Origin of the sequence: Pseudomonas baltica (genome assembly GCF_014235765.1) — a bacterium.
Classification (GTDB): Bacteria; Pseudomonadota; Gammaproteobacteria; order Pseudomonadales; family Pseudomonadaceae; genus Aquipseudomonas; species Aquipseudomonas baltica.
In genome coordinates, this window is record NZ_JACMYH010000003.1 from 174,919 (window position 1) to 199,249 (window position 24,331).

At 64.2% G+C, this 24,331-nt stretch carries 25 protein-coding genes; 10 read left to right on the forward strand and 15 right to left on the reverse strand.

Annotated features, from left to right (window positions below):
* From pstA to H7993_RS13205, 5 genes are all read left to right on the forward strand, one after another.
* Positions 1-1,671 carry a phosphate ABC transporter permease PstA gene (pstA, locus tag H7993_RS13185; protein ID WP_185794656.1) on the forward strand — a complete coding sequence of 557 codons (1,671 nt, stop codon included), beginning with the start codon at positions 1-3 and terminating at the stop codon, positions 1,669-1,671.
* 117 nt (positions 1,672-1,788) lie between these two features.
* Positions 1,789-2,622, forward strand: a complete 834-nt coding sequence (gene pstB, locus H7993_RS13190; protein ID WP_122479985.1) for a phosphate ABC transporter ATP-binding protein PstB — start codon at positions 1,789-1,791, stop codon at positions 2,620-2,622.
* Between the two features lie 55 nt (positions 2,623-2,677).
* Complete coding sequence (gene phoU / locus H7993_RS13195; protein WP_043192144.1) at positions 2,678-3,436, forward strand: phosphate signaling complex protein PhoU; 759 nt, start codon at positions 2,678-2,680, stop codon at positions 3,434-3,436.
* Positions 3,437-3,576: 140 nt separating this feature from the next.
* Positions 3,577-4,482, forward strand: a complete 906-nt coding sequence (locus H7993_RS13200) for a response regulator (RefSeq protein WP_122479984.1) — start codon at positions 3,577-3,579, stop codon at positions 4,480-4,482.
* Between the two features lie 70 nt (positions 4,483-4,552).
* Positions 4,553-5,449 (forward strand): peptidoglycan DD-metalloendopeptidase family protein, encoded by an 897-nt coding sequence (locus H7993_RS13205; RefSeq protein ID WP_185794657.1) that lies wholly within the window; start codon positions 4,553-4,555, stop codon positions 5,447-5,449.
* Between the two features lie 141 nt (positions 5,450-5,590).
* Here the strand turns inward: H7993_RS13205 and H7993_RS13210 are convergent, their stop codons facing one another.
* The 3 genes from H7993_RS13210 to phoB form a co-directional block, all read right to left on the reverse strand.
* Positions 5,591-6,931, reverse strand: coding sequence for a hemolysin family protein (locus H7993_RS13210; protein WP_043192150.1), 1,341 nt, complete (start codon positions 6,929-6,931; stop codon positions 5,591-5,593).
* Between the two features lie 408 nt (positions 6,932-7,339).
* Entirely contained in the window at positions 7,340-8,605 is a 1,266-nt protein-coding gene (phoR, locus tag H7993_RS13215) for a phosphate regulon sensor histidine kinase PhoR (RefSeq protein ID WP_197975906.1), read from the reverse strand.
* 71 nt (positions 8,606-8,676) lie between these two features.
* Positions 8,677-9,366 (reverse strand): phosphate regulon transcriptional regulator PhoB, encoded by a 690-nt coding sequence (gene phoB / locus H7993_RS13220; protein WP_122479981.1) that lies wholly within the window; start codon positions 9,364-9,366, stop codon positions 8,677-8,679.
* Between the two features lie 144 nt (positions 9,367-9,510).
* On the opposite strand from phoB, the gene H7993_RS13225 reads away from it, so the two are divergent.
* Positions 9,511-9,906, forward strand: coding sequence for a COG4315 family predicted lipoprotein (locus H7993_RS13225; protein WP_122479980.1), 396 nt, complete (start codon positions 9,511-9,513; stop codon positions 9,904-9,906).
* A 54-nt stretch (positions 9,907-9,960) separates the two neighbouring features.
* Here the strand turns inward: H7993_RS13225 and ubiA are convergent, their stop codons facing one another.
* Positions 9,961-10,851: a 4-hydroxybenzoate octaprenyltransferase gene (gene ubiA, locus H7993_RS13230; protein ID WP_185794658.1), complete on the reverse strand. Its 891-nt coding sequence runs from the start codon at positions 10,849-10,851 to the stop codon at positions 9,961-9,963.
* Positions 10,851-11,396 (reverse strand): chorismate--pyruvate lyase family protein, encoded by a 546-nt coding sequence (locus H7993_RS13235; RefSeq protein WP_425312015.1) that lies wholly within the window; start codon positions 11,394-11,396, stop codon positions 10,851-10,853. The genes ubiA and H7993_RS13235 overlap by 1 nt, the downstream gene beginning before the upstream one ends.
* Positions 11,397-11,576: 180 nt before the next feature.
* Here H7993_RS13235 and H7993_RS13240 point away from each other — a divergent pair, with 180 nt between their 5' ends.
* The 3 genes from H7993_RS13240 (at position 11,577) to H7993_RS13250 (ending at position 12,799) form a co-directional block, all read left to right on the forward strand.
* Entirely contained in the window at positions 11,577-11,744 is a 168-nt protein-coding gene (locus tag H7993_RS13240; RefSeq protein WP_122479977.1) for a rubredoxin, read from the forward strand.
* A 218-nt stretch (positions 11,745-11,962) separates the two neighbouring features.
* Positions 11,963-12,244, forward strand: a complete 282-nt coding sequence (locus tag H7993_RS13245; RefSeq protein WP_122479976.1) for an HU family DNA-binding protein — start codon at positions 11,963-11,965, stop codon at positions 12,242-12,244.
* Between the two features lie 183 nt (positions 12,245-12,427).
* Positions 12,428-12,799 carry a helicase gene (locus tag H7993_RS13250; protein WP_185794660.1) on the forward strand — a complete coding sequence of 124 codons (372 nt, stop codon included), beginning with the start codon at positions 12,428-12,430 and terminating at the stop codon, positions 12,797-12,799.
* Between the two features lie 16 nt (positions 12,800-12,815).
* Here H7993_RS13250 and H7993_RS13255 read toward each other — a convergent pair whose 3' ends face one another.
* From H7993_RS13255 to exbB, 6 genes are all read right to left on the reverse strand, one after another.
* On the reverse strand, positions 12,816-14,213 hold the full coding sequence (locus H7993_RS13255) for an aminoacyl-tRNA deacylase and HDOD domain-containing protein (RefSeq protein WP_185794661.1): 1,398 nt from the start codon (positions 14,211-14,213) through the stop codon (positions 12,816-12,818).
* An 88-nt stretch (positions 14,214-14,301) separates the two neighbouring features.
* The gene (recG, locus tag H7993_RS13260) at positions 14,302-16,377 is read right to left on the reverse strand and encodes an ATP-dependent DNA helicase RecG (protein ID WP_185794662.1); all 2,076 of its coding nucleotides are present in this window, start codon (positions 16,375-16,377) and stop codon (positions 14,302-14,304) included.
* Positions 16,374-17,300 carry a hydrogen peroxide-inducible genes activator gene (locus tag H7993_RS13265; protein WP_122479974.1) on the reverse strand — a complete coding sequence of 309 codons (927 nt, stop codon included), beginning with the start codon at positions 17,298-17,300 and terminating at the stop codon, positions 16,374-16,376. Before H7993_RS13265 ends, recG begins: the two co-directional genes overlap by 4 nt.
* A 93-nt stretch (positions 17,301-17,393) precedes the next feature.
* Positions 17,394-18,137, reverse strand: a complete 744-nt coding sequence (locus H7993_RS13270) for an energy transducer TonB (RefSeq protein WP_122479973.1) — start codon at positions 18,135-18,137, stop codon at positions 17,394-17,396.
* Positions 18,134-18,559, reverse strand: a complete 426-nt coding sequence (gene exbD / locus H7993_RS13275; RefSeq protein WP_122479972.1) for a TonB system transport protein ExbD — start codon at positions 18,557-18,559, stop codon at positions 18,134-18,136. The genes H7993_RS13270 and exbD overlap by 4 nt, the downstream gene beginning before the upstream one ends.
* Before the next feature lie 3 nt (positions 18,560-18,562).
* Positions 18,563-19,543 (reverse strand): tonB-system energizer ExbB, encoded by a 981-nt coding sequence (exbB, locus tag H7993_RS13280; RefSeq protein WP_185794663.1) that lies wholly within the window; start codon positions 19,541-19,543, stop codon positions 18,563-18,565.
* Between the two features lie 195 nt (positions 19,544-19,738).
* Between exbB and H7993_RS13285 the strand changes: the two genes are divergently transcribed.
* Complete coding sequence (locus tag H7993_RS13285) at positions 19,739-20,590, forward strand: SDR family oxidoreductase (protein ID WP_185794664.1); 852 nt, start codon at positions 19,739-19,741, stop codon at positions 20,588-20,590.
* 18 nt (positions 20,591-20,608) lie between these two features.
* Here the strand turns inward: H7993_RS13285 and H7993_RS13290 are convergent, their stop codons facing one another.
* From H7993_RS13290 to rpoZ, 4 genes are all read right to left on the reverse strand, one after another.
* Complete coding sequence (locus H7993_RS13290; RefSeq protein WP_185794665.1) at positions 20,609-21,343, reverse strand: hypothetical protein; 735 nt, start codon at positions 21,341-21,343, stop codon at positions 20,609-20,611.
* A gap of 59 nt (positions 21,344-21,402) precedes the next feature.
* On the reverse strand, positions 21,403-21,783 hold the full coding sequence (locus tag H7993_RS13295; RefSeq protein ID WP_122716145.1) for a RidA family protein: 381 nt from the start codon (positions 21,781-21,783) through the stop codon (positions 21,403-21,405).
* A 31-nt stretch (positions 21,784-21,814) separates the two neighbouring features.
* Positions 21,815-23,926, reverse strand: coding sequence for a bifunctional GTP diphosphokinase/guanosine-3',5'-bis pyrophosphate 3'-pyrophosphohydrolase (gene spoT / locus H7993_RS13300; RefSeq protein WP_122479968.1), 2,112 nt, complete (start codon positions 23,924-23,926; stop codon positions 21,815-21,817).
* Positions 23,927-23,989: 63 nt separating this feature from the next.
* A complete protein-coding gene (rpoZ, locus tag H7993_RS13305) occupies positions 23,990-24,253 on the reverse strand; it encodes a DNA-directed RNA polymerase subunit omega (protein WP_043192179.1) in 264 nt (87 codons plus the stop codon).
* Between the last annotated feature and the right edge of the window lie 78 nt (positions 24,254-24,331).

A 24,331-nucleotide genomic window follows, 5' to 3' on the forward strand; every position in this document is an offset into this window, starting at 1 on the left:
GTGAAGCAGAACTCCCTGAAAGGCTGGTTCAAGAGCGGCTCGCCCGGCGTATGGCTGAGCGGCGGGGCCGTGTCCATCGCGGTGATCATGACCCTGGGCCTGCTGGCGGTGATCGCCGTGCGTGGCCTGGCACATTTCTGGCCGGCCGACCTGATACAAGCCAGCTACAACGTGCCGGGGATGGCTAACCACCTGGTCATCGGCGAAATCGTGCAGAAGGAAGAGGTGCCGCGCGAACGTCTGAAAAGTGCCGGCCTGCCGGTGCCGGACAGCGGCCCCGAATTCATGACCCGCGAGCTGGTCAAGGTCGGCAACCGCGACATCAATGGTGCCGATTTCACCTGGATCGTCGGCGACTGGTTGGCCGAGCAGAGCACCCCGCCCGAGCTCATGGCGCTGGAGCGGCGCGAGTGGGGCAATTTCTATGGCTACCTGGTCAATATCAAGGAACAAGGCAAGGTCGTCGCCGAGGGTGAAACAGCCTGGCCGGAACTGCAGAGCCGCATCACCCGGGTCAGCGACCTGGCGGATGCGCTGAGGCGGTTGGAGAAGTCCGATATCGGCAAGGTCAATGCCGGCCTGGAAAGGCTGCGTCTGCAGACCCGTCGCCTGGAACTCGAAGGCCGGCTCACGCCCGTGGCGCAGGCCGACATGGACGCCGAGCGCGCCGAGCTCGACGCGAGTTACAAAGACATCGAAACCCGCCTGGGCGCGCTGCATGCCCAGGTCAATCGCGACAGCGTCACGGTGCGTGACGCCAACGGCAAGGAAATCGAGGTTCAGCTGGGCCAGATCGTCCACGCCTATCAGCCCAATGCCATGAATACGCTGACCAAGCTGGGTTTCTATTTCAGCAAGATGTGGGAATTCCTCAGCGATGACCCGCGCGAAGCCAACACCGAGGGTGGGATCTTTCCGGCCATCTTCGGCACGGTGATGATGACCCTGATCATGGCCGTCATCGTCACGCCGTTCGGCGTACTGGCGGCGGTCTACCTGCGTGAGTACGCCAAGCAGAATACCTTCACGCGGCTGATCCGCATTGCGGTGAACAACCTGGCGGGTGTACCGGCCATCGTCTATGGCGTGTTCGGCCTGGGGTTCTTCGTCTATGTGCTCGGTGGCTCGCTCGATCGGCTGTTCTTTCCCGAGGCCCTGCCGGCGCCGACCTTCGGCACGCCGGGGCTGTTGTGGGCGTCGCTGACCCTGGCCCTGCTAGCGGTGCCGGTAGTGATCGTGGCCACCGAGGAGGGCCTGGCGCGGATTCCGCGGACCGTGCGCGAGGGCTCGCTCGCCCTCGGCGCGACCAAGGCGGAAACCCTGTGGAAGATCGTCCTGCCCATGGCCAGCCCGGCAATGATGACCGGCATGATCCTGGCCGTGGCCCGCGCTGCTGGCGAGGTGGCGCCGCTGATGCTGGTGGGTGTGGTCAAGCTGGCGCCGTCGCTGCCGCTGGACGGCAACTACCCGTACCTGCACCTGGACCAGAAGATCATGCACCTGGGCTTTCATATCTATGACGTCGGTTTCCAGAGCCCCAACGTGGAGGCCGCGCGACCGCTGGTGTATGCCACCGCATTGCTGCTGGTGCTGGTGATCGCTACGCTGAACCTGTCGGCGGTGTGGATCCGCAACCACTTGCGCGAGAAGTACAAGGCGCTGGACAGTTGAGGGGTGTGTCAGTGATGGCCCCTTCGCGGGCAGAGCCCGCTCCGCCCGCGAACAGCTCATCACAGCCCCCGGAATATTCCAACGTTGAACCGAATTTGACAGCCTCTGGAGTCTGCCATGCAGCATGAAAACCCATCCCATGGCATCAACCTGTCGGCCCTGGGGCGCGACAAGCAGAGCCTGAACCTGGCGAAAGAGACCGTGGCCATCGAAGTGCCCGGCCTGAGCCTGTTCTACGGCGACAAGCAAGCGTTGTTCGACATCGGCATGAACATTCCCAAGCAGCGCGTGACCGCCTTCATCGGCCCGTCGGGCTGCGGCAAGTCGACCCTGCTGCGCACCTTCAACCGCATGAACGACCTGGTCGATGGCTGCCGCGTACAGGGTGCCATCAACCTCTATGGCCACGATATCTATAGCAAGGGCGAGGACGTCGCCGAGCTGCGTCGCCGCGTCGGCATGGTGTTCCAGAAGCCCAACCCGTTCCCCAAGACCATCTACGAGAACGTGGTCTACGGCCTGCGCATCCAGGGCATCAACAAGAAGCGCATCCTCGATGAAGCGGTCGAGTGGGCGCTCAGGGGCGCAGCCTTGTGGGACGAGGTCAAGGACCGCCTGCACGAGTCGGCGCTGGGCCTGTCCGGCGGCCAGCAGCAGCGTCTGGTGATCGCCCGCACCATCGCCGTCGAGCCCGAGGTACTGTTGCTCGACGAACCGTGCTCGGCGCTCGACCCGATTTCCACGCTCAAGGTCGAAGAGCTGATCTACGAGCTCAAGTCCAAGTACACCATCGTCATCGTGACCCACAACATGCAGCAGGCCGCGCGGGTGTCGGACTACACGGCGTTCATGTACATGGGCAAGCTGGTGGAGTTCGGCGATACCGACACGCTGTTCACCAATCCCGCCAAGAAGCAGACCGAAGACTACATTACCGGTCGCTACGGCTAGGGCTTCGCAGCGGTTGCTGGCATCATCCCGAGTGGACGCACCAAGGATTCGACCCATGATCAGTAAAGAAGGCCTCACCCATCACATCTCGCAGCAGTTCAACGCCGAACTCGAGGAGGTGCGCAGCCACCTGCTGGCCATGGGCGGGCTGGTCGAGAAGCAGGTCAACGACGCGGTCACCGCGCTGATCGAGGCCGACTCCGGCCTGGCCCAGCAGGTGCGCGAGGTCGACGAGCAGATCAACCAGATGGAGCGCAACATCGACGAGGAATGCCTGCGCATCCTCGCACGTCGACAGCCCGCGGCCTCCGACCTGCGGCTGATCATCAGCATTTCCAAGTCGGTGATCGACCTGGAGCGCATCGGCGACGAATCGACCAAGATCGCCCGTCGCGCCATCCAGCTGTGCGAGGAGGGCGAGTCGCCGCGTGGCTACGTCGAGGTGCGGCACATCGGCGACCAGGTACGCATCATGGTGCGCGACGCGCTCGACGCCTTCGCCCGCTTCGACGCCGACCTGGCCCTGTCGGTGGCGCAGTACGACAAGACCATCGACCGCGAGTACAAGACGGCGCTGCGCGAGCTGGTGACCTACATGATGGAAGACCCGCGCTCCATCTCCCGAGTGCTCAACGTGATCTGGGTGCTGCGCTCGCTGGAGCGCATCGGCGACCATGCGCGCAACATCTCCGAACTGGTGATTTACCTGGTGCGCGGTACCGATGTGCGGCACATGGGCCTCAAGCGCATGAAGCAGGAAGTCGAAGGCACCCTCGACAGCGCTAATGTTCTGGACCAACCTGACGATAAGTAAGGTGGCCCGACACGAACGCCCGGCCTTTGCCGGGCGTTTTTCATTGTGGGTCGAAGCGAGGCAGCCGTGTGGCCAGCCACGCCACGTGGCACGTGGCCCTTGGCGAGCGGTAATGCCTGCGCGGTTTTCAGGAGCGGTCGATGAGCAAGATCAGTGTACTGGTAGTGGATGACGCGCCGTTCATCCGCGATCTGGTGAAGAAATGCCTGCGCAATGCCTTTCCCGGCATCGTCGTCGAAGATGCAGTCAACGGACGCAAGGCGCAGTCCTTGATGATGCACAACAGTTACGACATGGTGCTGTGCGACTGGGAAATGCCGGAAATGTCAGGCCTTGAACTGCTGACCTGGACCCGCGAGCAGGAAAACAGCAAGACCTTGCCCTTCATCATGGTGACCAGTCGAGGCGACAAGGAAAACGTCGTGCAGGCGATCCAGGCCGGCGTTTCCGATTACATCGGCAAGCCGTTCACCAACGAACAGCTGATGACCAAGGTCAAGAAGGCCCTGGCCAAGGTCGGCAAGCTGCAGGCATTGGCCGCCGGGGCGCCGACTCGCCAGCAGGCCGCTTCGGCCTTTGCCAACGATTCACTCAGTGCGTTGACCTCGGGCCGTGCCGAGCCTGCACGGGCTGCAGCACCGGCGTCTCGTCCTGCCAGCCCACTGTTGGCAGGTGCAGCGCCGCCGCCCCCGCGAGCTTCAGCGCCCATGGGCCGCGGGCAGGGCCAACTGCGCTTGCCGGGTGGCAGCCAGCAGTGCGTGATCAAGGCCCTGAGCCTCAAGGAAGCGTTGCTGGTGGTACGCCGCGCAGCCGTGTTGCCCCAGGTGCTGGAGTTGGCTGTGCTGGACCTTGAGCAGGGCGAGAATGCCGAGGTGGCTCGCCTCAACGGCTACCTGCACGCCGTCGCCGCCTTCGAGCCCAAGCCCGACAGCGACTGGCTGCAGCTGACGTTCCGTTTTCTCGATCAGGATGCGCAGAAGCTCGACTACGTTTCGCGCTTGATCGCCCGTGGATCGGTGCAGAAACATTTCGTGCCAGGCGCCTGACAGATGGCACATTGCCGCTGCGCCGATACCTGCTAATCTTGGCGCTCGTTCCCCTTCAGACATCGCCCCCATGGTCTATCGCCTCCTGCTGATCTGCGGCCTGCTCGCGGCCGCCCCCATGGCTCAGGCGGCGACCGTCTACAAGTTCACCAATGCCGATGGCGTCACCTCCTATACCGACCGGCCCGTGCCCGGCGCGCGGGTCTTCGTGCTGCGCGAGCGCATCGTCGAGCGCATCGACCGGCAGGTTCGTCTGGAGGTGAAGAAAGGCAAGGGCAGCGCCAATTTCATGGTGCGCAACGATCTCTACGCGCCCGTCGAGGTCGAGCTCAAGCTGAGCAAGTTGCGCAACGTGCAAGGCCTGCCGCCCAGCAGCATCCGCCGGGTGGTGCCCGCGCGCAGCAGCGTCAGCCTGGTGGTGCTCACGGCCCAGCAGGCCGGCAAGCCGTTGGGCTATGCGCAAACGCTGGTGTCCTCGATCGGTGACCCGCAGGGCGAGGCGCATGGTTATCGCTATCCGTTCCCATGGCGCGGCGGACCTTTCCGCCTGACCCAGGGCCCGAATGGCAAATACAGCCATTTCGGCGCCAAGGGGCGCTATGCCATGGACATCGCCATGCCCGAAGGCACGCCGATCATAGCGGCGCGCGGCGGCACGGTGATCAAGGTGGAAAACGAGCAGGACAATCGCGGTGACAACCCGTCGGGCAACTTCGTGCGCATCCTCCACGAGGACGGCACCATGGGCGTCTATCTGCACCTGATGCGCGGTTCGGTCAGCGTCAGGGAGGGTCAGCAGGTCAGTGTCGGTTCGGCGCTGGCGCGCTCGGGCAACACCGGCAACAGCACCGGCCCGCACCTGCATTTCGTGGTGCAGCGCAACGTCGGCCTGGCGCTGGAATCGATCCCCTACCAGTTCGACCGGCCACTGGGCGTGCTCCCCAACTTTGCCGTCGGCGGCCAGTAGCCTCGTCGCAGGAACCACCCCCTGCGTGAGCAGACCTTTGTGCTACTGACCCATGTGGGAGCGGGTTCTACCCGCGAAGAGGCCAGCAAGGTCACTGCACAGTGCCCGGCCTGCTCGCAGCTGGCACCGACCTGCCACACATCACTCGATCTTGAGCACCTTGGCCAGGATGATCTTGGGCCCCTTCATCTTCTTGATGATGATGCGCAGCCCTTCGACTTCCAGCAGCTCTTCTTCCTCGGGCACTCGCTTGAGGGTCTCGTAGATCAAGCCTGCCAGGGTTTCCGCCTCGATGTGATCCAGGTCCACGCCCAACAGCCGCTCGACCTTGAACAGCGGCGTGTCGCCACGCACCAGCAGCTTGCCGGGCTGATAGGCGAGGATGCCGCGCTCGGCCTTGCGGTGTTCGTCCTGAATATCGCCGACCAAGACTTCCAGCACGTCTTCCATGGTCAGATAACCGATGATCTTGCCGTCTGCTTCCTCCACCAGGGCGAAGTGTGCGCCGCCTTTGCGGAACTGCTCCAGCAGGCGCGACAGCGGCATGTGCCGCGATACGCGCTCCAACGGGCGGGTCAGCTCGGCCAGGTTGAACGACTCCGGCAGGTGGTCGAGTGCGGCCAGCTCCAGCAGCAGGTCCTTGATGTGCAACAGGCCGACGAATTCCTCGCGCTCGGTGTCGTACACCGGATAGCGGCTGAATTTATGCCGGCGAAACATCGCCAGGATTTCCTTGAGCGGCGCGTTGAATTCCAGGCTCACCAGGTCTTCGCGGGAGTTGGCCCAGTCGACCACTTCCAGCTCGCCCATCTCCACTGCCGACGCCAGCACGCGCATGCCTTGGTCACTGGGGTCCTGGCCACGGCTCGAATGCAGGATCAGCTTGAGCTCGTCGCGGCTGTAGTGATGTTCGTGGTGCGGGCCGGGCTCGCCCTGGCCGGCGATGCGCAGAATGCCGTTGGCGCTGGCGTTGAGCAGGTAGATGGCCGGGTACATCGCCCAGTAGAACAGATACAGCGGCACGGCCGTCCACATCGACAGCAGCTCGGGCTTGCGGATTGCCCAGGACTTGGGCGCCAGCTCGCCGACCACGATGTGCAGGTAGGAGATGACGAAGAAGGCACTGAAGAACGACACGCCCTTGATCACTTCCGGCGACTGCACGCCGACTGCGCCCAGCAGGGGTTCGAGTATGTGCGCGAACGCCGGTTCACCGACCCAGCCCAGGCCCAGCGAGGCCAGGGTGATGCCCAACTGGCAGGCGGACAGGTAGGCGTCCAGCTGGCTGTGCACGGTACGCAGGATGCTGCCGCGCCATCCATGCTTCTTGGCGATGGCTTCCACGCGGGTCGAGCGCAGTTTGACCATGGCGAACTCGGCGGCAACGAAGAAGCCGTTGAGCAATACCAGGAACAGAGCGAAAAGAATCATGCCGAAGTCGGCGAACAATGACGAAAGGGAGATGCCTGTGGAAGGGTCCATGGTGGCGTTTTACGGTGTCCGTGTGCTGGAAGGGAAGTGAGGCGATACCCGGCGCGGGTAATGTGTTTGGCAATGTAACGGCTGGGCGGGCACTTGCCTAGTGGGGTGCGCCGATAAGGCTGCCATATGCAGCGTTCTCCCAACAGACTGCAGCGCCTGCTTCGCGGCCAATGGCCTCTCCTGCAGGAACACCACGATTCCCGTAGGATCGGTCCGTGGCCGCGAAGGGCGCGCCGCTCCCCCCTGCACCGTAGCGCCTGCTTCGCGGCCAATGACCGCTCCTACAGGAACACCACGATTCCCGTAGGAGCGGTCCGTGGCCGCGAAGGGCGCGCCGCTCCCCCCTGCACCGTAGCGCCTGCTTCGCGGCCAATGGCCGCGCCTGCGACAGGATCGCGCCCTGCGCGGTTACCGAATCACCACCTGCACCGCCGAGAAGTGGCAGGTGAAGAGGCTGCCACGGCCCGGCACGCTGCTGATCTCCAGCGTGGCCCGATGGCGCAGCAGCACGTGCTTGACGATGGCCAGGCCCAGCCCGGTACCGCCGGTGTTGGAAGCCCGGCTCGAGTCCACTCGGTAGAAGCGTTCGGTGAGGCGCGGCAGGTGCTTGGCGTCGATGCCGATTCCCGAGTCCTGGACCCGCAGATGGGCGCCCTGGGCATCGGCCCAGCAGCGCACGCGGATGGTCCCCTGTTCCGGCGTGTATTTCACCGCGTTGAACACCAGGTTGGAGAACGCACTGCGCAACTCGGCCTCGCTGCCCTTGAGCAGTACATCGTTTTCGATGTCCAGGCTGATCGTCTGGTTACGCGGCCCGGACAAGGCCCGCGCGTCGCTGACGATGCTCTGCAGCAGAGGCGTGACCGCCACCGGCAGGTTGTCCGAGGGGTAGTCGGTGGCTTCCAGTTTGGCCAGCAACAGCAGATCGTTGAGCAGGGTCTGCATGCGCACGCCTTGCTGCTCCATCTGCTGCAGGGCCCGGGTCCAGCGTGGATTGACGTTTTCGACGTTGTCCAGGAGGGTTTCCAGGTAGCCGGTGATCACCGTCAGCGGCGTGCGCAGCTCGTGGGACACGTTGGCCACGAAATCCTTGCGCATCTGCTCCAGCTGATGAATGCGGGTCACATCGCGCACCAGCATCAGGTGTTCGTTGTTGCCGTAGCGGGTGATCAGAAACTGCACGCGCAGGCGGTCGTTGACCGGCGAGGGGATTTCCAGAGGCTCGGCGTACTGCTCGTGCGCAAAGTATTCCTTGAAGCGTGGATGGCGTATCAGGTTGGTCACCGGTTGGCCGCTGTCCTGTGGGGTCTTGAGCCCCAGCAGGGTTTCGGCGGCGCGGTTCCACCATTCCAGGTTGCCGTCGGCGTCGAGCATGATCACCGCATCGCGCAGCGCCGCAGTGGACTCCTGCACGCGGTCGATCACGGCCTGCAGCCGCCCGCGCGCGCGCTGATCGCGGCGCTGCATGTGATAGATGCTGTCGAACACTTCACCCCACAGGCCATAACCGTCGGGCGGCGGTTGGTCGGGCTGGTGCTCGCGCAGCCAGCGGTGCAGGCGCAACAGTTGCTTGAGGGTCCAGGCCAGGTACACCGCCAGCCCCGCTGCCAGGCACCAGCCGTAGTGGCCAGTGAGCATCCCGACCAACAGGCACCCCGCCACCAGCAGCAGCATGTGACGCACCAGGGTGGCATACCAGTCTTGTTTCACGTATCGCGCATCCTTTGCTGTGAAAGCCTGCCGGTTCAGCTCTTGGTGGAGAAGCGGTAACCGGTGCCGCGCACGGTTTGTACCAGATTTTCGTAGGCGTCACCCAGGGCTTTGCGCAGGCGCCGGATATGCACGTCCACGGTGCGCTCTTCGACATAGACGTTGCCACCCCAGACCTGGTCGAGCAACTGCCCGCGGGTGTAGGCACGCTCCTGATGGGTCATGAAGAACTGCAGCAGGCGGTATTCGGTGGGGCCCATTTCGGCAGGCTTGCCGTCGATGGTGACGCGATGGCTGATCGGGTCGAGCAGCAGGCCGCCGACTTCGATCGGCGATTCGCCATCGCTGGGGCCGGCGCGGCGCAGCACGGCCTTGAGCCGGGCCACCAGTTCGCGCGGCGAGAACGGCTTGGTGATGTAGTCGTCGGCACCGACTTCCAGGCCCTGGATCTTGTTGTCTTCCTCGCCCTTGGCGGTGAGCATGATGATCGGGATATCGCCGGTCAGCTCGTCGCGCTTGAGGCGCCGGGCCAATTCGATGCCCGAGGTGCCGGGCAGCATCCAGTCGAGCAGGATGAGATCGGGTTTGCGGTCGACGATGATCGCGTGGGCCTGCTGCGCGTTCTCCGCCTCGAGGCTGTCGTAGCCTGCCATTTCCAGGGCCACGGCGATCATTTCGCGGATCGGTGCCTCATCGTCGACGATGAGAATGCTCCTGCCAGCCATTGTGCGAACCTCTTGTCATTACCCTGTCATGCGCCGCATTAGATAACGCAATTATTGCAGTCGTGTGACAGGTGTTCGAGCGTATCAAATTAGTCAGACTGTACTAAGCTGTAAATCCCTGTTCATTGAAGACGAGAAGCACTCATGAAGACTCGCACGACTTCGGCCTGGACGGCCCTGTGTGGCGCCTTGGCGCTGACGCTGTCCGGCATGGCGATGGCCGCCGATCATCCGCGCCTGGAACCGGGCAAGGCATTCGTCGATGGTCGCGGCATGACGCTCTATACCTACGCCGAGGACGAAGACGGCAAATCGACGTGCAACGCCGACTGCGCCAAGAACTGGCCGCCGCTGATGGCCGACAAGGGCGCCAGCGACGATGGCGACTGGACCGTGCTCAGCCGTGACGACGGCAGCCTGCAGTGGGCCTACATGGGCAGCCCGCTGTACACCTACAAGGGCGACAAGAAGCCTGGCGAAACCAGTGGCGATGGCAAGAAGGAGAATGCCTGGCAGGTGGCGCGCCCTGTAGAAGACTGATCCGCTTCGCGCGCTACGCTGCAGCTGCCAGGGACGGCATCGACGCAACGCGCCTCAACGCAAGGCATAGTCGAGCACGATACCGACGAAAATCGCCAGGCCCACCCAGTGGTTGTGCAGAAACGCCCTGAAGCAGGCCATCCGCTCGCGCTCGCGGCTGTGCCACCACTGCCAGCCGAAGCACACGGCGGCTACCGCCAGGCCTGCATGAAACCAGCCGCCGAGGCCGAACCGCGCGCCGGCCAGCAGCAGGCAGGCCAGCGCCAGCCCCTGCAGCATGACGATGATCAACCGATCGGCAGCGCCGAACAGGATGGCGGTCGACTTCACCCCGATGCGCAGGTCGTCGTCGCGGTCGGTCATGGCGTAATAGGTATCGTAGGCCACCGTCCACAGCAGGTTGGCGATCCACAGCAGCCAGGCGGCGGCTGGCAGCTCGCCGGTTTCGGCGGTGAACGCCATCGGCATGCCCCACGAGAACGCCATGCCCAGCACCACCTGTGGGTAGTAGGTGTAGCGCTTCATGAACGGGTAGCTCGCCGCCAATACCAGACCGCCGACCGACAGGCCGATGGTCTGGGCGTTGGTGCACAGCACCAGAATGAAACTGATGCTGACCAGTACGGCAAAGAACACCAGTGCTTCCTTGCTGCTGATCTTGCCGCTGACCAGTGGCCGCGCTTCGGTACGCTTGACGTGTCCGTCGACCTTGCGGTCGGCGAAATCGTTGATCACGCAGCCGGCCGCACGCATCAACACCACGCCGGCAACGAAAATCGCCAGGTTGGCCAGCGAAGGCCGACCTTCGCCGGCGATCCACAAGGCCCACAGCGTCGGCCAGAGCAGCAGGTAGACGCCGATGGGCTTGTCCATGCGCGTGAGCTGGACGAAATCCCAGGCGCGCGGGTTCAGCCGGTTCAGCGACTTGAGCAGGCTCTGGTACATCAACGGCTCTCCACTTGGGTACGAACGGCTTGCCACAGCGGCGGCAGGAATACTTCGGCAACCAGCACCGCCAACGGGCCGCGGTCGAAACGCGAGCGCCGCGCCCACAGGCCCTCGCCAGCCTGCTGCGCGGGCAGCCACCGGGCCGGGTAGCGGCAGGTCTGGATGGGGCCGCGGACGAACGCCGGGTCGCAGAACAACAGCTCGCCCAGCGAACGGTTGCCCAGCGCCTGCAGGTCCAGGTCGCTGGCCTGCAGGCCGCTGCGCGCCGCCACGCTGCGGGCAAACACCCATGGCTGGCCGTGACCGAGCAGGCAGACCTCGCGCACCCAGCCCTGGCTGGCCGGCGGCACCCCCAGCGCCAGGCATTCTTCATCGCGCAGCGGCTGCCAGTCCTGCAGCAGCACGGTGACGCCGAAATGATCATCGCTGAGCTGGACCAAGCGGCGGGTCAGGGAGCCTGGGTCGAACAGCCAGTCGCGTACCAGCGGTTCGGCATCGGCCAGGCATTGCCAATCGGGGGAGGGGTATCCTGAGTGGGGCACGGTAGTGGATCGGGTCGGCCGGAAAGACGCCGAGCTTATCATGTTTGCCAACGCCGATTGGCTGCCCGCGCCTGATGAAGCTTGCATCGCACGGCGTTGATCAGTACAAACCGCGAGAGCCGGGCGACAACGTCACACCATCGAGCGCCCGCCAGACCGCCTGAATACCAAGGGGAAATGATGAAGAAGTGGCAATGTATCGTCTGTGGCCTGATCTACAACGAAGCCGATGGCTGGCCCGAGGACGGGATCATCCCCGGAACCCGCTGGGAAGACGTGCCCGAGGACTGGCTTTGCCCCGATTGTGGCGTGGGCAAGATGGATTTCGAAATGATCGAGATCGGCTGATTGCTACCCACAGGCAGGCCCGGCGTGCAGATCGGCGCCGTTCTGTCGGAATAACCGGCGCCTGGCCGCAACAAACCCGTGGCAGACACTGGCGCGCCCTCGTGCAGCGTGCCATTCTCACTCCGTCTGCCGCAGCGTAGAGCCTGCGGCGAGTTGGGCGTCGCCGTCCTCCAGGCAGCCGCCAATAAAAACAAAAACCGTCAATGAGAGGCTTCACCATGCGTAAACCAGAGCTCGTAGATGCCATTGCTGAAAAAGCGGACCTGACCAAGGAACAGGCCAACCGCGTCTTGAATGCCGTACTCGAAGAAATCACCGGCGCACTGCATCGCAAGGACAGTGTCACCCTGGTGGGCTTCGGCACCTTCATCCAGCGTCACCGCGGCGCCCGCACCGGCAAGAATCCGCAGACCGGCGAGCCGGTGAAGATCAAGGCCAGCAATACCGTTGCCTTCAAGCCTGGGAAATCTCTCAAGGACAGCGTGAACACCACCAAGTGAGGTGTCTGCTGCCGCGCCGCTGAGCGCAGTCCCATGGCACCCGGTTCGCCGGGTGCCTGCGACGTACGCGCCGCCGCCACTGCCGGCATACCTGCCAAACATCGTGCCCAGGCGTAGCCGGGCTGCCTTGGCCAAGGCATTGCCGGTACACTCTCCGGCACTTTCCCGTGCCGAGACTTCGCCATGAAATTCCGCCTTCTGCTCTGGGCCATGGGCCTGATGATGGCCCGCGCCTGCCGCAACAATCCGGCATTCGCCCAGCAACTCAAGGACAAGGACCTGGTGTTCCAGCTGCAGACACAGGACGGCAAGATCGCCCGGCACTTCACCGTGCGTGATCAACGCGTGACCAGCCGCAGCGGCAGCGTGGCGCAGCCGGCCTTCGCGATTGCCTTCAGGGATGCCGGATACGGCTACGACACCTTGCAGGCCAGCAATAAACAGCTGGCCTTCATGCAAGGCATCCAGGACAAGCACATTCAGATCAAGGGCAATCCGGCACTGGTCGTGTGGTTCCAGGGCGCGATGAAGTACCTCAGGCCGAAAAAGCGCTGAGGCACCCGCGCACCGGTCAGTCGAACTGGTGGGCCAGCTCGCGCAACAGCGCTTCGGCTTCCAGCACCTTGCTCACGACATCTTCGGCCTTGTCTCGGCTCAGCTCCAGGCGTTCGAGCAGGGCGTCCGGAATGTGTTGCTCGCCACTGCCGATACCGCGGCTGCGCAGCAAGCGGATGGCCAGGCAGACCAGGTTGGCGTAGGCGGCGTGCTCGCCGGTGTAGCCAGGGTCATGCTGAAAGCGCAGCGCCGTGCTCAGCTCTTCCGGCATTTCCCAATAGCGCATCAGCCAGGCACCCATCTGCTCGCGGGTGACACCCAGCAGGTGCTGCTCGACGAAGTCATGTTGCAGATGCGGATTGACCTCCAGGTGGCGACAGATCAAGGAAAAATGCGGCGGAAAGACGTGGGCGAGCAGCAGGTAGCCAAAGTTGTGCAGCAAACCGGCCAGATAAGTGAGGCCTGCCTCCGGACGACTGGCCCGAGGCATGGCACGCGTCAGGCCTTCGATCACCGCTGCGACGTAGATGGACTGGTGCCAGTAGGGCGTGGCGTGCTGAGGATGATCCTTGGGCAGGCTCATGGTCTTGCCCAGGGCGAGGCCCAGCGCCAGGTTGATGACCAGGTCGAAACCCAGCACGCGGACGATGGCATCTTCCACCGAACGGATCTTGCCCGGTGACGCGTAGTAGGGTGAAGCGGCCCAGCTGACCACTTGCGCGGCCAGCGCCGGGTCGGTTTCGACCACGCCGGTGATGTCGTCGATGGTCGCGTTGGGGTCGACACGCAGCTTGATGATTTTCTGCGCAGTGGCCGCCAGCGGTGGAATCTCGATGGTCGACTCCAGGCGCTGCTGGATTCGCCGTGCAGTGAAATTCTGCACGGCGCGGTCGATTTCCTGGCTGTCGTCGTCGGGACGATCAAGGTTGGGGCGAACATTGGCCAGTGGTTCGCCAAACACGCCCGAGCTGGCCTTGGTGAGCATCTTGCGGAAATCGTCGCCGCTGATCTCCAGCCATGTACCCGGTTCCCCGGAACTGATCAGCAGCGTGGGTTCGAGCATCAGGCGCTCATCGTACAGGCACGGCGAACTGGTGAGGATCGGCAGGGCCGGGAGCACGGTCAGCTGGTGCTTGCCCAGCATCTTCATCAGGCGCTCTTCGGGCACCGCGGTGAGCTTGCGCCCAGTCAATTCGGCCAGGCGGCTGAGGTCCAGCAGCTTGCTCTGCGGAAACAGCACCATGAGCGCGCCGATCGCATCGGCCAGCAGCACGGCCTGGATCGTACGACTGGCATCGGCAGCGGTCACGTGCTGTGCGTCCACCTGGCTCCAGGCGATGCCGAAATCGTCGAGCATCTTCTGGATCACCGAGGCGGCGTGCGGAGTGACGGCTTCCAGCGCATATTCATTCATGGTCTGCATCCATTGTCCTACATTCGTCTCAGTATACTCAGCTTGTCTGGGAAACCGAGACCTCTATCGCGCAAGTTTCCGGCGCGCGTCAGACTTGACCGTATTGCTGCCCGTGGCGCAGCCAGCGTTCCAGCAGCGGCGTGACGTGCCCGGGCCAGCGTTCGATCAGCACTTGGGCAGCGTAGCGCACGGCCGGCAGCAGGTCGGCGTCGCGCATCAGGTCGGCGACCTTGAACTGCAGCAGTCCGGTCTGCCGGGTGCCGAGCATCTCGCCAGGGCCCCGCAGCTGCAGGTCCTTTTCGGCGATCACGAAGCCGTCATTGGTCTCGCGCATGATGCCCAGCCGTTCCCGACCGATCTGCGACAGTGGCGGGTGGTAGAGCAGCACGCAGTGGCTGGCGGCACTGCCGCGACCGACTCGACCGCGCAACTGGTGAAGCTGGGCAAGCCCGAGACGTTCCGGGTTCTCGATGATCATCAGGCTGGAGTTGGGTACATCGACCCCGACTTCGATCACCGTGGTAGCGATCAGCAGCTGCAGTTCGCCGGCCTTGAACAGCGCCATCACCGCGGCCTTCTCGACCGGCTTCATGCGCCCGTGGATCAGTCCGACGCGCAGCTCGCCAAGGGCCAGGGTCAGCTCTTCGAAGGTACTCTGCGCGGCCTGACAGGTCAGCTCTTCGGATTCCTCGATCAGGGTGCAGACCCAATAGGCCTGGCGGCCCTCGGCACAGGCGGCGCGCACCCGCTCCACCACTTCCGGGCGACGGCTGTCGGCCACCAGCACCGTGTTGACCGGCGTGCGCCCGGGTGGCAGCTCGTCGAGCACCGAGGTGTCGAGGTCGGCGTAGGCGCTCATGGCCAAGGTCCGCGGGATGGGCGTGGCGGTCATGATCAACTGGTGCGGGCACAGGGTGCCGCCCACGCCTTTCTGCCGCAGCGCCAGACGTTGCTGCACGCCGAAACGATGCTGCTCATCGATGATCACCAGGGCCAGGCGGGCGAACTGCACTTCGGCTTGAAACAGCGCATGGGTACCCACCACCATGGGCGCGCCGCCGACGATACGCTCCAGTGCACTGACCCGCGCCTTGCCCTTGAGCTTGCCGGCCAGCCACGCGACTTCGATGCCCAGCGGTTCGAGCCAGCGCTGGAAGGTGATGAAATGCTGTTCGGCGAGAATCTCGGTCGGCGCCATCAGGGCAACCTGATAGCCCGCCTCCAGCGCCTGCAGCGCAGCCAGCGCAGCCACCACCGTCTTGCCGGCGCCGACGTCGCCCTGCACCAGGCGCAGCATCGGCTCCGGCTGACTCAGGTCGTAGGCTATTTCCGCGCCGACCCGACGCTGCGCCCCGGTCGGTGCAAAACCCAGGTTGTGCAGGTAGCGCCCCGGCAGGTCTTTGGCCAGGGGCAGGGCGGGTGCACGCTGGGCACGCAGGCTTTCGCGCAGGCGTTGCTGCGAAAGCTGATGGGTCAGCAGCTCTTCGAAGGCCAGGCGGTGCTGAGCCCAGTGATGACCGACCGCAAGCTCCTCGAGATCGGCGTCCGGTGGTGGGCGATGCAGGTAGCGGATCGCCTCGTCCAGCGGCGCCAGTCGATGCTCGCGCGCCAACTCCAGGGGCAACCAGTCGGGCAGGCTGCGCGGCCCCAGCAGGTCGAGGGCCTGCTGGGACAACTGACGCAGACGCTGCTGGGTCAGGCCTTCGGTGGTCGGGTAGATTGGCGTCAGGTTCTGTTCGACCGGAATGTCTTCTTCACCGGTCAGGACGCGGTATTCGGGGTGGTAGATCTCCAGCCCCGAAGCGCCGGGCCGCGCTTCGCCGTAGCAACGCAGGTGCGTGCCGCGCTTGAGCGCTTCCTTCTGGGCATTGCTGAAGTGATAGAAGCGCAGGCTCAACGAACCGCTGCCATCGCCCAGGCGTACCAGCAGGCTGCGTCGCTTGCCCATGGACACGTCGGCGCCACTGACCACCCCCTCGATGACCGCATCCTGGCCGGGATGCAGGGCGCCGATCGGCACCACGCGGGTACGGTCCTGATAGCGCAGGGGCAAGTGGAACAACACGTCCTGCAGGTTTTCAAGACCGACCTTGGCGAGTTTTTCCGCCATGGCCTCGCCCACGCCCTTGAGCGCGGTAACCGCTACCTGAGCCAGCTCGGTCATGGCGCGTCGCGGCCCACCGGTTTGGCCACCGAACACAGACGGATCGAGTCGGCGAGGATCTCGATCGCCTTGGGCCGCGGGAAGCTGGCGCGCCAGGCGATGGCCACGGTGCGGAACGGCGTCGGCGGGGTCAGTGGGCGGACTTCGATGATGCCGGGGGCGTAGTGATGGCTGTCGACTGCCGACAGCGGCAGGATCGAAACACCCAGGCCCGACGCGACCATGTGCCGAATGGTTTCCAGCGAACTGGACTCGACGGTGGTGTGCTTGGCACCCTCCGAACCCTTGGTCAGGGTGGGGCAGGCTTCCAGTACCTGGTCGCGGAAGCAGTGGCCTTCACCCAGCAGCAACAGGCTCTTGTCGTTGAGCAGGCCCGAGTCGATGGTTTCCTTGCGCGTCCACGGGTGGTCGGCAGGCATCAGCACGTAGAACGGCTCGTCATAGAGCGGCAGGGTCAGTACATCGGCTTCGTTGAACGGCAGCGCGATGATCACCGCGTCCAGCTCACCGTTGCGCAGCTTGTCGCGCAGGATGTGAGTGAAGTTTTCCTCGATGTACAGCGGCATCTGCGGCGCAACGCGGTGCAGCTGCGGAATCAGGTGCGGGAACAGGTACGGGCCGACGGTGTAGATGGCGCCGACCTTGAGCGGGGCCGTCAGCTGGTTCTTGCCAGCCTGGGCCAGTTCGCGAATACCTTGGGCCTGCTCGAGCACCTTCTGTGCCTGGGCGACGATGCCTTCACCCACCGGGGTCAGGCGCACGGCGCTCTTGCTGCGTTCGAAGATCAGCACGCCGAGCTCGTCCTCGAGCTTCTTGACGCCTACCGACAGGGTAGGCTGGCTGACGTGGCAGCGTTCGGCAGCGTGGCCGAAGTGTTGTTCCTGGGCCAGGGTAACGATGTAGCGCAATTCTGTGAGGGTCATAACGTGCGTCCATGAAGTTGCGAGCCCAGCATAGCGGCTGCAACCGATAGACGCACGTTATCAACCGTGCTGAAACGCATCAATATCCGCGATTCAGCGCTTGTCCAGCGAGTAGACGAAAGGTGCGACCACTTCCAGGCTGCCGTTGACCAGAATCTCGGCCGGCGGCTTGGGCAAGGGTTGCGCTCGACGGATCATCTCCATGGTCGCGCGATCCAGTGCGGCACTGCCTGAACCGCCGGCCAGTGAGTAAGACAACACCTTGCCGTCGGCGTCCACCACGAAGCGCAAGCGGTTGACCCCGGTCATGCCGCGACGACGCGCGTCTTCGGGGTATTTCTTGTACTTGGCCAGATGACGCAGCAGGTCGCTCTGCCAGCTGGGCAGCGCGTTGCTGTTGGATGGCACACTTGGCGCGGGCGCTGCCGGCTTGGCCGGTTGCGGTGGGGCAGGGCGGCTGTCGACGGTCTGTTCGGCCGGCGGTTGCTCCTTGGGCGGTTCGGGTTTCTTCTCGACCTTGGGCGGCTGCGGTTTGGGCTTGGGCTTGGGCGGCGTCGGCTTGGGCACGGAGATGGTCGGCTTGGGCGCTTCGGCCAGCTTCGGCAACGGATCCTCGACCACCGGTTCAGGCGGCGGAGGGGGTGTGACGACCTGGGGTGGCGGCGGTGGCGCAGGCTCGGGCAGCGGCGCCATCTCCACCATCATGGCCTGCGGCGGCAGCTCGATAGGCTGCGGCGCGGGCCAGTTCAAGGCAATCACCACGGCCACTGCATGCACGCCGAGGACTACCGCCAGGCTGGCACCATAACGCGTCGTTTTCTGGCGCGTCGTGATCATTGCTTGGCTGCCGTCTCGAGTCCGACCAGGCCTACCTTCAGGTAGCCCGCGCCGCGCAGGGTGTTCATCACTTCCATCAGGTCGCCGTAATCCACGCCCTTGTCGGCCCGGAAGAAGATGGTCGTGTCCTTGTTACCGTGGGTCTTGGCGTCGAGGATCTGGCCCAGTTGCGCACGCTCGATCCGGTCATCGCCCACGTACAGGTTCTGATCGGCCTTGACGCTCAGGAATACTGGTTTTTCGGGCCGCGGCGCGGGCTTGGCGGTGGACGCGGGCAGGTCGACCTTGATGTCCACGGTCGCCAGGGGGGCCGCGACCATGAAGATGATCAGCAGCACCAGCATGACGTCGATGAACGGCGTCACGTTGATTTCATGGTTCTCGGCGAGATCATCGCCGCCTTCGTTCAGGTGCAGGCCCATAGGTCAGCCCACCTTGACCATCTGCGGCTGAGCTGCACGCTCGCCTGGCTGGTGGTCCAGGTCGCGGCTGACCAGCAGCAGCACCTGCGCCGAAGCGTCCGATACCTGCGCCTTGTAGCCGGCGATGGAGCGGGCGAAAACGTTGTAGATGACCACCGCGGGAATGGCCGCCACCAGGCCCAGTGCCGTGGCCAGCAGGGCCTCGGCGATGCCGGGTGCGACCACCGCCAGGTTGGTGGTCTGGGTCTTGGCGATGCCGATGAAGCTGTTCATGATGCCCCACACGGTGCCGAACAGGCCGACGAAGGGTGCGGTGGAACCGATGGTGGCCAGCACGCCGGTGCCCATGCTCATGTTGCGGCCGCAGGCAGCTACCAGGCGCTCGAGGCGGAAGCTGACGCGCTCCTTTATGCCTTCACGCTCGCGCGCATTCGCCGACAGGTGCATTTCTTCGAGCGCGTCGTGTACCAGCAGGTTGGCCAGCGTGCCCTTGCGCGTGGCAGTCTCGCTTGCCTGCTTCAGGTTGGCGGCCTTCTTCAGCGCGGCAATTTCACCCTTGAGGCGACGCTTGGCGCCCAACAGCTCGAAGCCCTTGGCGATCCAGATGGTCCAGGTGATGATCGAGGCGATGGCCAGGCCGATCATAACGGCCTTCACCACGATGTCGGCGTTCTGGTACATGCCCCAGGGCGACAGGTCGTGGCCCATGCCCAGGGTGGTGTCCTCGACCAGCGCCTGCTCGGCCGGCGCCGGGGCCAGTTGCTCGGATCCCTGCGCAGGAGCCGCAGCAGGCACGGCATTGGCCGGTGCGGCGGGTACTGGTGCCGCGGCTGCGGTGCTGGCGGGCGCCGTATTGGGTGCATTGTTCGGAGCGGTGGCGTCGGCGAATGATAGCGGGGCGATAGCCAGGCCCAGCAGCAACGCTGCAATGGCGCTCCAAGCGCGTGGCTGGTTTGGCGAAGCGGAAGGGTGTTTGCGAATCATGCTGGCCGGACCTGAGAAGAGAGAAAAAGGGGTCAACGTTCTTCAAGGCCTCGCGAAAGGCCGAGAACAGATTGGGGAAGTATTATTGCAAGTAATTCTTGTTAGCAAAAGTAATAATGTAACTTATTTAATTCCGCTGGCCGCCAAAGCCCCGGCGCAGGTAGGCTCGACGCCTGACTTTCAGGAGCCCTGCGCATGACCTCACCCACTGTATTGATAGCCGGTTGCGGCGATATCGGCAGTCGCGTCGCCCGCCGTCTGTTGGCGCTGGACTGGCGCGTGTACGGCCTGCGGCGACAGGTCGAGCAACTGCCCACCGGTGTGCTCGGCGTCGCCGCCGACCTGCACCAGGCTCAATGCCCCGACGCCTGGCCACGGGAGCCCCTGGATTACCTGCTGTATTGCGTGGCCGCCACCCAGCATGACGAGGCGGGTTATCAGGCGGCCTATGTCGACGGTCTGCGCCATGTGCTGGCCTGGTTGGCAGAGAACCGGCAGACACCCAGTCGAATAGTCTTCGTGTCCAGCAGCAGCGTGTACGGACAGAGCGAAGGGGAGTGGGTCGATGAGACCTCGCCGGTAGCGCCAGGCGGATTTTCCGGGCAGCTGATGCGCAAGGCCGAGCAACTGGCGCTGAACGCCCCGGTGCCGGCGACCGTTGTGCGCTTGACCGGCATCTATGGTCCTGGCCGTGAGCGGTTGGCGGCTCAGGTGCGCGAGGGGTATCAGGTCGCGTCGCAGCCACCGCTGTATGGCAACCGCATTCACGCGGACGATGCCGCCGGCCTGCTGGCGTTCGTGCTGCAAGCGGATGCTCGGGGTGAGGTGCTGGACGATTGCTATATAGGTGTCGACGACGCCCCGGCAGCACTGCACGAGGTCGTGGACTGGCTGCGGGCGTACCTTGGCGTCACCCATCGGTCGCAGACCCAGAGCATTCGCCGCACCGGTTCCAAGCGCTGCAGCAATGCGCGCGCCAAGGCGCTCGGCTGGCTGCCGCAGTACCCCACCTACCGTGAGGGCTACGCAGCCTTGCTGGAACGATAATCGTGCATTCGCCTGGTGTTACTTGCTGAGCAACCAGCGCCGGGTGCCGGGCACCAGGTTGGGCATTTCGTCATCCTGGGCCTGGTTGAGCGCCTGCAGGATTTCCAGTTGGTTGCCGTTGCGACGAAAGATGAACGCATTGCCGCGCTGTTGCTGTTCCAGCCACATGCTGTCGAACTCGCCACTCATGGCGGCGCAGTCGCCCGCCAGGCACAGCGCATAGCGATCCAGGCCGGCCAGCCCGTCGATGCGGCCGTCGGGAAGGAAATGCGCCACGCCGCCCTTGCCCGGGCCTTCGACCACTTTCCAGTCGCCGCCCATGTAGGCGGTATACAGCGCCTGTTCGAACGTGGCGCCCGCTGGCGTGTCCGCACGCACGGGCGTCGCCGACTTGCTGAACGTCTGCACCGGGCTGTTATCGCTCGCTGCCTGCTGCAGGGTATCGCCGTCGACCTTCAGGGTGTCTTCGCCGTTACCGTAGAAGTCCACCTTGAGCTGGCCGTCGGCCTGGGGCAGCAGCTTGCCTTCGCCCTCTTCGAAGCCATTGCTGAACCGGGCCTGGCCGGCCGCGGTGTCGATCGACCACTCCAGGGTCGGGCCGTTGGCCAGCAGCGCCTGGCGCAGGCTTGCGCCCTTGGCCGCGGCATCGATGGCTTTCTGATTGATCCAGACGCCGTTGGGGTCCACGTTTTCGTGGCTGGCGCAGCCGCCCAGGAACAGGGCGGCCAGAGATAGGGCGAGCGCGTGACGCATGAAGGAAGTCCTTGCTGGCGAACGGCGCTGCAGCCAGTGGCCGCAGCGCGCGAAGCGGCTTATTCGATGACCAGGATAGCGTCCATTTCAACCTGCGCACCTTTGGGCAGGGCGGCAACACCAATGGCGGCACGGGCCGGGTAGGGCTGCTGGAAATAGCGGCTCATCACTTCGTTGACCGTGGCGAAATGGCCCAGGTCGGTCAGGAAGATGTTGAGCTTGACGATGTCCTTGAACGAGCCACCGGCCGCCTCGGCCACCGACTTGAGGTTCTCGAAGACCTGCACGGTCTGGGCTTCGAACCCTTCGACCAGCTCCATGGTAGTGGGATCCAGTGGGATCTGGCCGGACATGTAGACGGTATTGCCAGCCTTGATGGCTTGGGAATAGGGGCCGATGGCAGCCGGGGCCTTGTCGCTGGTGATTACGGTCTTGGTCATGAACAGCTCCTTGAAATGAAGGTTCTGCGTCTCACGCACGCACGCGCGTGAGACGGGTGACGCCTGCCAGGGCGCGCAGTTTCTTGATCACGCGAGCCAGGTGCACGCGGTCGTGCACGCTGACCACCAGCTGGACCACGCTGATGCGGCCATCGCGTTCGTCCATGCTGATTTTCTCGATGTTGCCATCGGCCGCGTTGACGCTGCTGGCCAGCAGCGCGATCAGGCCGCGCTGGTGTTCGAGCTCCACGCGCAGTTCGACATTGAACTCGCCCGTGACGTCCTTGGCCCAGCCCAGCTGGATGCACTTTTCCGGGTTGTGGCGGATTTCGCTGATGTTGCGGCAGTTTTCCAGGTGGACCACCATGCCCTTGCCCGCCGACAGGTGACCGACGATCGGGTCGCCGGGAATCGGCGTGCAGCACTTGGCATAGCTGAGCACCAGGCCTTCGGTGCCGCGGATGGCCAGCGGCCCCTCGGGGCTGGGCAGCTGCTCGCCGCCATCGGTCGCCAGCAGGCGTCGAGCCACCACATAGGCCATGCGGTTGCCCAGGCCGATGTCTTCGAGCAGGTCTTCGATGAGTTCCAGGCGGTATTCGGCCAGCATCGCCTGAATGCGCTCGGCAGGGATCGTGTCCAGAGCGCTGTCGAAACCATTGAGCACCTTGTTGAGCAGGCGTTCGCCCAGGTTCACCGACTCGGAGCGGCGCTGCAGCTTCAGGGCGTGGCGAATGTGCGTGCGGGCCTTGCCGGTGACCACGAAGTTGAGCCAGGCCGGGTTGGGCCTGGCGCCGGGCGCGCTGACGATTTCCACCGTCGAGCCGCTCTGCAGCGGCTCGGAGAGCGGAGCCAGGCGTCGGTTGATGCGGCAGGCAATGCAGCTGTTGCCCACGTCGGTGTGCACCGCATAGGCGAAGTCCACCGCGGTGGAGCCTTTGGGCAGCTCCATGATGCGACCCTTGGGGGTGAACACGTAGACCTCGTCCGGAAACAGGTCGATCTTCACGCTCTCGATGAATTCCAGCGAGTTGCCGGCACGTTGCTGCATTTCCAGCACGCCTTTGACCCACTGGCGGGCACGGGCATGGGTGCCCTTGGGCTGTTCGTCGTCGCTGGACTTGTACAGCCAATGGGCAGCGATGCCGTTGTTGGCCATCTCTTCCATTTCACGGGTGCGGATCTGGATCTCGATGGGCACGCCGTGCATGCCGAACAGGGTGGTGTGCAGCGACTGGTAGCCATTGGCCTTGGGGATCGCGATGTAGTCCTTGAAGCGACCCGGCAGCGGCTTGTACAGGTTGTGCACGGCGCCCAGCACGCGGTAGCAGGTGTCGACCTTGTCGACCACGATGCGGAACGCATACACATCCATGATCTCGTTGAAGGCACGACGCTTGCCGCGCATCTTCTTGTAGATGCCATAGATGTGTTTCTGCCGCCCGCTGACATCGCCCTCGATGCCATCCACCGACAGGCAATGGGCCAGGGACTGCTCGATCTTGTTGACCAGTTCCTTGCGATTGCCCCGGGCGCGCTTGACGGCCTGGTAGATACGCGCCGAGCGCATCGGGTACATGGCCTTGAAGCCCAGGTCCTCGAATTCGACGCGCACGTTGTGCATGCCCAGGCGGTTGGCGATGGGCGCGTAGATCTCCAGGGTTTCCTTGGCGATGCGCCGGCGCTTTTCGCCGGACAGCACCTCGAGGGTGCGCATGTTGTGCAGGCGGTCGGCCAACTTGACCAGGATGACGCGGATATCCCGGGCCATGGCCATGGCCATTTTCTGGAAGTTTTCCGCCTGGGCCTCGGCCTTGGTCTCGAAGTTCATCTGGGTCAGCTTGCTGACCCCGTCGACCAGATCGGCCACGGTTTCGCCGAACTGGGCACTGAGTGCTTCCTTGGCGATACCGGTGTCTTCGATCACATCGTGCAGCATGGCCGCCATCAGGCTCTGATGGTCCATGTGCATGTCGGCGAGAATGCCTGCCACCGCCAGCGGATGCGTGACGTAGGCTTCACCGCTGCGACGGCGTTGGCCGTCGTGGGCTTGTTCGGCGTAGAAGTACGCTCGGCGGACCAGGTTGACCTGTTCCTTGCCGAGGTAGGTCGACAGGCGATCGGCGAGGGCGTCTATGCTCGGCAAGGGAAAACCTCCTGCCGATGTGGGATAGAACCTCGCGCCGTACAGCGTCGACCGGGCATGGACTCAGACGGCCTCGTTGGCCTCGTCTTCGAACGCTGCGAAGAGGGGCTCGTCTTCAACGATTTCAGCTTCAGCGATAGCAGCATAGTCGATCAGGCCTTCGGCGATTTCACGCAGGGCTACCACGGTAGGCTTGTCATTTTCCCACGCCACTTTCGGCTCTTTGCCGCCGGTCGCCAGTTGGCGAGCGCGTTTGGTGGAGAGCATGACCAGCTCGAAACGGTTATCCACGTGTTCTAGGCAGTCTTCAACGGTTACGCGGGCCATGGTCTTCCTCGTAGCAAATGCGATTATGCGCGCAGCCCGGATGGGCGAGCGGACTAGACAGTTTAAAAAATCACCAGC

Coding starts and splice junctions, on each gene's coding strand:
- exbB (WP_185794663.1), bottom strand. CDS start 19,543: ATGATTCGCAAACACCCTTCCGCTTCGCCAAACCAGCCACGCGCTTGG.
- recG (WP_185794662.1), bottom strand. CDS start 16,377: ATGACCGAGCTGGCTCAGGTAGCGGTTACCGCGCTCAAGGGCGTGGGC.
- H7993_RS13270 (WP_122479973.1), bottom strand. CDS start 18,137: ATGATCACGACGCGCCAGAAAACGACGCGTTATGGTGCCAGCCTGGCG.
- H7993_RS13255 (WP_185794661.1), bottom strand. CDS start 14,213: ATGAATGAATATGCGCTGGAAGCCGTCACTCCGCACGCCGCCTCGGTG.
- H7993_RS13290 (WP_185794665.1), bottom strand. CDS start 21,343: ATGCGTCACGCGCTCGCCCTATCTCTGGCCGCCCTGTTCCTGGGCGGC.
- H7993_RS13240 (WP_122479977.1), top strand. CDS start 11,577: ATGAAGAAGTGGCAATGTATCGTCTGTGGCCTGATCTACAACGAAGCC.
- H7993_RS13265 (WP_122479974.1), bottom strand. CDS start 17,300: ATGACCCTCACAGAATTGCGCTACATCGTTACCCTGGCCCAGGAACAA.
- H7993_RS13295 (WP_122716145.1), bottom strand. CDS start 21,783: ATGACCAAGACCGTAATCACCAGCGACAAGGCCCCGGCTGCCATCGGC.
- phoB (WP_122479981.1), bottom strand. CDS start 9,366: ATGGCTGGCAGGAGCATTCTCATCGTCGACGATGAGGCACCGATCCGC.
- H7993_RS13225 (WP_122479980.1), top strand. CDS start 9,511: ATGAAGACTCGCACGACTTCGGCCTGGACGGCCCTGTGTGGCGCCTTG.
- H7993_RS13210 (WP_043192150.1), bottom strand. CDS start 6,931: ATGGACCCTTCCACAGGCATCTCCCTTTCGTCATTGTTCGCCGACTTC.
- exbD (WP_122479972.1), bottom strand. CDS start 18,559: ATGGGCCTGCACCTGAACGAAGGCGGCGATGATCTCGCCGAGAACCAT.
- H7993_RS13285 (WP_185794664.1), top strand. CDS start 19,739: ATGACCTCACCCACTGTATTGATAGCCGGTTGCGGCGATATCGGCAGT.
- phoR (WP_197975906.1), bottom strand. CDS start 8,605: ATGCTGCTGCTGGTGGCGGGGTGCCTGTTGGTCGGGATGCTCACTGGC.
- pstB (WP_122479985.1), top strand. CDS start 1,789: ATGCAGCATGAAAACCCATCCCATGGCATCAACCTGTCGGCCCTGGGG.
- H7993_RS13250 (WP_185794660.1), top strand. CDS start 12,428: ATGAAATTCCGCCTTCTGCTCTGGGCCATGGGCCTGATGATGGCCCGC.
- ubiA (WP_185794658.1), bottom strand. CDS start 10,851: ATGTACCAGAGCCTGCTCAAGTCGCTGAACCGGCTGAACCCGCGCGCC.
- rpoZ (WP_043192179.1), bottom strand. CDS start 24,253: ATGGCCCGCGTAACCGTTGAAGACTGCCTAGAACACGTGGATAACCGT.
- H7993_RS13200 (WP_122479984.1), top strand. CDS start 3,577: ATGAGCAAGATCAGTGTACTGGTAGTGGATGACGCGCCGTTCATCCGC.
- phoU (WP_043192144.1), top strand. CDS start 2,678: ATGATCAGTAAAGAAGGCCTCACCCATCACATCTCGCAGCAGTTCAAC.
- H7993_RS13245 (WP_122479976.1), top strand. CDS start 11,963: ATGCGTAAACCAGAGCTCGTAGATGCCATTGCTGAAAAAGCGGACCTG.
- H7993_RS13205 (WP_185794657.1), top strand. CDS start 4,553: ATGGTCTATCGCCTCCTGCTGATCTGCGGCCTGCTCGCGGCCGCCCCC.